The organism is Streptomyces sp. NPDC005281, from assembly GCF_040607495.1.
Classification (GTDB): Bacteria; Actinomycetota; Actinomycetes; order Streptomycetales; family Streptomycetaceae; genus Streptomyces.
Map to the genome: position 1 here is coordinate 1 of NZ_JBEXGX010000078.1, position 6611 is coordinate 6611.

General features: G+C 67.0%; 7 protein-coding genes and 2 pseudogenes. 6 read left to right on the forward strand and 3 right to left on the reverse strand.

Going from position 1 to position 6611, the window contains the following annotated elements:
* Positions 1-101: pseudogene (locus ABZV42_RS41755) on the reverse strand (electron transfer flavoprotein subunit beta); the annotation flags it as partial.
* A 387-nt stretch (positions 102-488) separates the two neighbouring features.
* On the opposite strand from ABZV42_RS41755, the gene ABZV42_RS41760 reads away from it, so the two are divergent.
* Positions 489-1085, forward strand: coding sequence for a hypothetical protein (locus ABZV42_RS41760; RefSeq protein ID WP_356057484.1), 597 nt, complete (start codon positions 489-491; stop codon positions 1083-1085).
* Positions 1086-1361: 276 nt separating this feature from the next.
* On the opposite strand, the gene ABZV42_RS41765 is transcribed toward ABZV42_RS41760, so the two are convergent.
* Positions 1362-2312 carry a hypothetical protein gene (locus ABZV42_RS41765; protein WP_356057486.1) on the reverse strand — a complete coding sequence of 317 codons (951 nt, stop codon included), beginning with the start codon at positions 2310-2312 and terminating at the stop codon, positions 1362-1364.
* A gap of 312 nt (positions 2313-2624) precedes the next feature.
* On the opposite strand from ABZV42_RS41765, the gene ABZV42_RS41770 reads away from it, so the two are divergent.
* Positions 2625-3620, forward strand: coding sequence for a hypothetical protein (locus ABZV42_RS41770; RefSeq protein WP_356057488.1), 996 nt, complete (start codon positions 2625-2627; stop codon positions 3618-3620).
* Positions 3621-3770: 150 nt separating this feature from the next.
* Here the strand turns inward: ABZV42_RS41770 and ABZV42_RS41775 are convergent, their stop codons facing one another.
* Positions 3771-4187 (reverse strand): hypothetical protein, encoded by a 417-nt coding sequence (locus ABZV42_RS41775; RefSeq protein WP_355991954.1) that lies wholly within the window; start codon positions 4185-4187, stop codon positions 3771-3773.
* Between the two features lie 119 nt (positions 4188-4306).
* Here ABZV42_RS41775 and ABZV42_RS41780 point away from each other — a divergent pair.
* The 4 genes and pseudogenes from ABZV42_RS41780 to ABZV42_RS41795 all read left to right on the forward strand — a co-directional run.
* Positions 4307-4528: pseudogene (locus ABZV42_RS41780) on the forward strand (transposase); the annotation flags it as partial.
* On the forward strand, positions 4477-4896 hold the full coding sequence (locus ABZV42_RS41785) for a hypothetical protein (RefSeq protein ID WP_356057492.1): 420 nt from the start codon (positions 4477-4479) through the stop codon (positions 4894-4896). The pseudogene ABZV42_RS41780 and the gene ABZV42_RS41785, both read left to right, overlap by 52 nt.
* Positions 4893-5288 (forward strand): hypothetical protein, encoded by a 396-nt coding sequence (locus ABZV42_RS41790; RefSeq protein ID WP_356057490.1) that lies wholly within the window; start codon positions 4893-4895, stop codon positions 5286-5288. Before ABZV42_RS41785 ends, ABZV42_RS41790 begins: the two co-directional genes overlap by 4 nt.
* A 74-nt stretch (positions 5289-5362) precedes the next feature.
* Positions 5363-6406: a beta-propeller fold lactonase family protein gene (locus ABZV42_RS41795; protein WP_355991957.1), complete on the forward strand. Its 1044-nt coding sequence runs from the start codon at positions 5363-5365 to the stop codon at positions 6404-6406.
* Positions 6407-6611: the final 205 nt, after the last annotated feature.

A 6611-nucleotide genomic window follows, 5' to 3' on the forward strand; every position in this document is an offset into this window, starting at 1 on the left:
CCGTCCACGTCGTCACGGTCGACGGTCAGGTCATCGGCGAAGTGCCGGTCGCCAGTGGCGTCGGGCACGTACTTCACAGTGACAACGATCCTCAAACTCACGCCGGCTCCTCCGGGACGGGGCGGTCGCAAAACGCGGTAGCCAATGGCCAAAATGTATGGCACTCAGTTCCCTCTGTAAAGGAACTCAGTGCCATTTGATGTTGTGGAGCGTTCTGGGCAAGCGACAGGATCCGCTGCGCGTAACGCCCTGAGGTCGCATGGGGTGGAGGTGAGTTGATGGCTCGGGTGGGCCGCTCGCGTGACTCTCTCGGACGCATGGGTCAAGGGGGAGCTGGCGTCGTTGCGGTCAACTGGTTCTGCACGGACGGCACTCAGCATCGCCATCATCTGGCACTCAGTGTCATCTGGTGTTGTCGCCGTCGGTAGGATCGGTTCCTGGTACGGATCAGGTGGACCTCAGGCGGACGAGACCGGAAGACAAACCCCGTGAACGATGAGCCAGTCACAGCAACGGCCCTGGTGCACGCTGAGTACCACTTCTTCCAGATTACGGACCCGCAAGGGCCCCTGGCCGGTGACCTCGACGCAACCCGGAACGGGCTTGTATCCGCTGTCGGCGGTGTCATCGAGGTGGCCACCGGGATCCACACCGGCAACGTACGTGTCACGGTCGAACCGCACTCCCGGCGGCCCCACCCCGCCGCGGGCTGGGAAGAGATCGCCGAGATGTCTTGCCATTCCGCCTCTGGGGAAGTGCTGCTGACACCGATGGACGACTCCACCGATCTGCCCTCACTAGCGTCCCAGGGCCCGGGCCGGTACCGGCTGCGCGTCCACGCGCGCGGCAGGGACACGGCTCTTGACCAGGCGACGGATGACGTCGTGGAGTCGTACTTGATCCAAAGCTGGCCCGCCGTCCACGAGGACGCTCTTCTGGTGAAGGCGACCGACGCTTACGGAGCCCAGGTACGAGCCCAATCGGCCAACGACATCATCGTCATCAACCACGAGGACTCACTAGGTACCCAGACCGGCCGGGAACGCGACATCCTGCGCCGGGCCCCTCAGGGCGACTACTCCTAACCCCCTCTGCCGGCCGTCGGTTGGGGCGGGCGCCTGTACGGCTGCTCCGACCGAGGCCAAGTGCGTCCTGCCGCAGACTGACCTGTTGAGTACCTGTTCCTGAACCGAAGAGGCAAGCCAGCCGGGACTACCGTCGCGCTGTTGCTACTGAACTTGATTGTGTGATGTCGGTCAGCCATGTGTGATCAGGAGTGTCCTGGTCACGGTTGCGACCCGGTCCATGACTACGCCGTTTGCGTCAGACCCAAGGTTTGGGTCCGCACTACCTCGGCCGGGTCAGCATCCTCGGTCGTAGATCGCCCGCAGCCACGGTTCCCTGACGGCGGGCATCCGCGCGAGCGTGTACCGGAACGCCGCGCTGGACGGTTGGAACGGGTACCACGGGTGCGGTGGCAGCGGGTCGTCCCGCTCCACGCCTGCCGGCAGCCCGCCGACCGCTGGCAGCCGGGTCCGGTGTGGCGGGAAGGCGAGCTCCGCCCAGAGCGCGGCATCCATAGGTACCGGCGCCGCACCGGCACGCGGCTGCCACATGTCTCCGGTCTGCGGATGGACCGGCACCAGCACGAGGTCAGTGGCCGGCTCGCCAAGCCCCGGTCCCGCAAGGTCCAGCCGCTTCGCACCTTGCCCGGCGGACAGCATTGCGCCGAGTGCCCGGCCAAGGAGTTCAGCGACCGGCCCGGGTGCCACCTCAACCGGCGCGCCCCCTGCGGCCACCACCACCCGGGCGAGAGCCACGCCCGCCGGGATGTCCCGGTAGTCGCTCAGGCGGTGCCACAGCGCACCGGTGGCCAGCAACTCCGCCCAGTCCATGACCGGCCGCTCCGGCGGGCCGGGCAGCCGCACCACCGCTTGTGGGACGAGCCGGACAACCTGCCAGCAACCGCAATCGTCCATTCTGGTTCCGACCGGCAGATCGCAGCCCAGGCAGGCAAGGTTCGGCCCGGCCCTCCCGTCGATCCCCATGCAGTAGCCCTCGGCCCGTTCGAGGATCAGCCTGGTGTCGCGCATGTCGCCGGGCGCGAGGAGGACAGTGTCCGACGGTCCGTTGGACAGTGCACCGAACGGCGCGAAGCGCCCCCGCTCCGCCGCCTCGCGCGCCCCGACCTCCTCCGACTGCCGCCACGGCGGCCCGTACGGCGCGGGGTCGACGGCGTAGGACCCGGCCTCGAGCAGTGGTGGATGCAGCGTCTCCCAGTGGGTGTCGGCCAGATGGATCGGCAACGCCACCTCCGACACCGCCGCTGTCAGGACCGCACCGCAGCCCGCACACCCGAACACCGCCAAGCTATCCCCCCGCCGTCGAAGCTCCTGTATCCCACCAAGGAGGCGTACCGGGGGCAAGGGGTTTTCAGACGACGCTAAACGCCCCACCGATTACTGAGATTCTTCGCTTGATGTCGCCGGTCTCAGCTGCCGGAACAGCAACAATGCTCGATCCACGAACCACTCTGCCCAAAGATCATCGGTAGGAGCGGGGCAAGGGAAGTCCTTCGAGCCGCGTTCCCGCGCGTTGTCGGCGGCTGCCCGTACGCTCCCGCCATGGATCTGATGACGTCACCGTGGGAGTCAGCTGCGCGAGTTGACCACATTTGGGCGCTGGCAAGCAGGGGCGACCTCGCCGAGCTGTCGCGTGCCTTGCTCCTTGCGAAGGACCCATGGCACGAGGGCTTCGGAGTGACGACGGTGCTGCGCGGTCTGCCAGAGGCAGACCGAATTGCACTGGCCCAGTCTTTCGCTGAGCACGCAGTAACGACACCGGCAGACAGTGAGGTTGGTAACCGCGGGCTGGTGCTGCTGGCCGCAGTCTCGCGTGACATCGTCGACGCCGACTGGTGCGCGGCATGGGAAGCCCTCCTGATGGAGATGGCAGATCAGTTCTGGTCCTGTGGAATCAGCGACGAACTGTGGACGTGCAGCCAGGCTCTACTGGACGCCGGCAGGCACATACCCGAAGCGGTTGTCGCCCTGCTTCGCCGCTCCGCGCTGGAGCACGCCTGGCCCACGGAATGCGTGACACCGGTGCTCGACCGCCTTCGCGGCCCCGTACTCAACCCCGGCGAGCCGTGGGCCGATGCGTTGCTCACCGACTTGCCCTCGCTTGGCGAGCCCTGGCCCGGCGCCATCGGCCACGCTCTGCTCGCGCCGGTGGCGCGTCCCACGCGCGCCTGGGACCGCAGGGCGCTGGCCCTCACCGCCCCGATCGGCACCGAGGAGATCCGCCGGACAGTGACGCCCTGGCTGGACCTCGCCGCCGACGGCGGGGGCTGCTGGGACGGCGCTTACGACCCGTACAACTTGCCTGCACTCGCCGGGTTCACCTGGCTGCTCTCCTTGCTGCCGCCGCACCCCGCATCCATCCGCACCCTAGGAGACCTGGTCGAACGGGCGCCCTTGCGAACCCCGCTGACTGGCACTGCCGTACGCGCCCTGGCCCGCGTCCCTCAACAAGCGGGTCGCTCCGAACTGGAGCGGCTTTCTGGTCGCGTACGGCACAAGGTGACGCAACGACAGATCCGTAAGGCGCTGGACGCTTGAGCCGAGAGTGTCCACTGGTGATCTTTGGGCGTAGCCGTTCATGGATCGAGCATTGTTGTTGTTCGGCAGCCGGGACCCGAGACATCACGCGAAGAATCCCAGTAGAGCCTGTCCGGCCGATCACCGTCGTGCTGCGTCAATGCGGAGAGATCAGGGCGCGAAGTACCAGCAGTACAGGTCAAACTGCTTCTCCGTACGGTTGCTGGCCAGGGTTGACAGACGTTGAAGGAGGTCCACAGCGTTTTCCAGCAAGATCTCATCGTCCAGTTCGGTAGCGGCCCCGGTCCACGCAAGAGCTGTGGCTCGGAGCCGGTCACTTTCCGCAGCGGCCAAAGCCGTACACAGTGGCTCCGGGACGGCAAAGACGGTGAACCCGTCGTTGGCCATGGGCACCACGTCTCGAATTGTGCTCTCGGTACCGGTCAACTGAGCTTCCCACTTCAGAACCGCGTCATCCGGGTAGATGCCGTCGCACGGCACGGCCGGGAAGTCGTGACTTCTGCGGGGGCCCACCCGCAGAGCAGACTCATCGTCTCGTGCAAGGAAGAACTCGCCGATGTGTACCATTCGCCAATCTTGGCATCCCCCAGTGCCAGGGAGCTCATTCGAGCGACTGCTGTCGAAAGGTTCCTGGGACTTTGCGGGTGATCATGTGACTACCACCAGTCTTGGCCGTTGATTCGGGCATGGGGCGGGGTGATCTGACAGATGCCGAGTGGGAACGGCTGCAACCGTTCCTGCAGGTCAGCAACAGGCGTTGTGGCCGGTGGCGGGACCACCGGCAGGTGATCGACGGAATCCTGCACCGGGTGCGGACCGGTGCGCACTGGCGTGACCTGCCCGAACGGTTCGGGCCGTGGAAGACGGTCCACGAACGCCACCGGCTGTGGTCGGCCGACGGGATCTGGGAGCTAACACCGCGGGCATCATCCTGCTGGACCAGGTCGCCGAGCACGCCGGCGGCACCGTCCGCAAAGCCCTGGTCGACCAGGGCTTCAAGAACCAGGTCGTCATGCACGGCGTCGGCCAGGGGATTGACGTCGAGATCGTCGAACGCAATCCGCAGGACAAAGGGTTCGTGCCGCAGCCGCAGCGGTGGAGGGTCGAGCAGACCTACGGGATCTTGATACTGCACCGGCGTCTGGTCCGCGACTACGAGCACCGCCCCTCCTCGTCCGCCTCCCGTGTCCACTGGGCGATGACCCACGTCATGATCCGCCGCCTTACCGGCGCGAACACCGCCACCTGGGGCGAAGAACGGGCGGTGACCGCGTGAACATCCAGCCCCCGCTCGATGCCCTGGACCTCCAGGAAGACGCCGCCCGGGCCCTGGCCGACGACCTCCGGGCAGAGATCGACGACCCGCAGACCCGGTTACGGGAGGCCGAGACCCACCTGGAGCACCTCGCGATCACCCGCAAGACCGTTACCGACCTCGCCGACCGGCTCCCGGCCGTCCCGCCGGACCTGCCCGAGCACCCGGACCTCCGCATCCTCGTCGTCTTCAACCACGCAACCGGGCCGCTACGGGCCAAGGACGTCTGCGAAGCCCTCGACCACGAACCGCTGCCGAAGAACATCGAAGGCACCCGAGCCAAGCTGAAGCGCCTGGTCGAACTCGGCATCCTCACCGAAGCCGACACCGGCACCTTCACCCATAAGCAATAGCCGACGGAGCCTCCACCAGCGATCTGGGGCGAGCCTCGCGTCCGACCGGTACCCCGAGTCGTAGCTTGTGGTCCATGACACGGACTCAGGGGACCGGGTGCCGAGCGGCCGCGGCGCTGGTGGCGACGGTGGCACTCGCGGCGATGGCGAGTGCACCGGGGGCCCTCGCGGCGCCGGCATCGAAGCCCTCCGCACGGCTGGGGGCCTTCGTGTACGTCGCGAACCTCCGCTCCGGCACGGTTTCGGTGATCGACATCCGTACCGACGCGGTGGTGGACAGCGTTCGAGTGGGCGACGGGCCCGACAGCGTGGCTGTGACTCCCGACGGCTCGCGCGTCTACGTCACGAACTCCGCGGCCGACACCGTGTCGGTGATCGAGGCCCGTACCAGGAGGGTCGTCGACACCATCGCCGTGGGGGAGGAGCCCAGCAGGGTCACGATCTCACCGGACGGACGGCACGCATACGTGGCCAACGTGAGGTCGGACGACGTCTCGGTGATCAGCACCCGGACGCGCGAGGTCACGCACACCGTCAAGGTGGGGGACTCGCCCCTGGGCCTTGCCGTACTGCCGGACGGCTCCCGCCTCTACGTCGCCAACGCGGCCTCGGACGACGTCTCGGTGGTCCGGACCGACACGAACACGGTCGTAGGCACCGTCCCCGTGGGCAACGGGCCCACGGCACTGGCCCTCACCCCGAACGGCCGCCAGCTCTACGTCTCCGACCTGAACTCGGACGACCTGTCGGTGATCGAGACCCGCGGTAGCACGGTCACGGCCCGCATCCCGGTCGGAGTGCAACCCGCCGGCATCGGTGCCGCCCCTGACGGATGCCACGTCTACGTGGCCAATATCGGCTCGAACAGCGTGTCGGTGATCAGCACCCGTACCCATGGCGTCACGGACACCATCGAGGTGGGCGCAGGCCCCAATGGACTTGCCGTCAGCCCCGACGGCTCCCACGTCTACGTCAGTGAATTCGACGCGGACCGGGTGTCGGTCATCGACACGGCGGCCGCTCGGGTCACGGGCACCGTGCCCGTCGGCGACGGCCCGACCGGCGTCGCGGTCACCCCGCGCAAGCCCGGTCCGGGACCCACGGGACGCCCCTGCTGAGCCCATGACCGTGTCGGTCACTGGGGGAATTGCACCGAACGAACGATTTACAGTCCCACCTTGCTCCAACCTCAGCCGGAAACAGACATCACCGCACGAACCGCCCTCTCAGTGGGCATTTGGAGATGGTCTATGTCGGTAAGTAACTTTCATGGCCGTCAGATTTGAGGTGTTTGCCCCATGCAGGTACCCCCGCGTCCGTCGA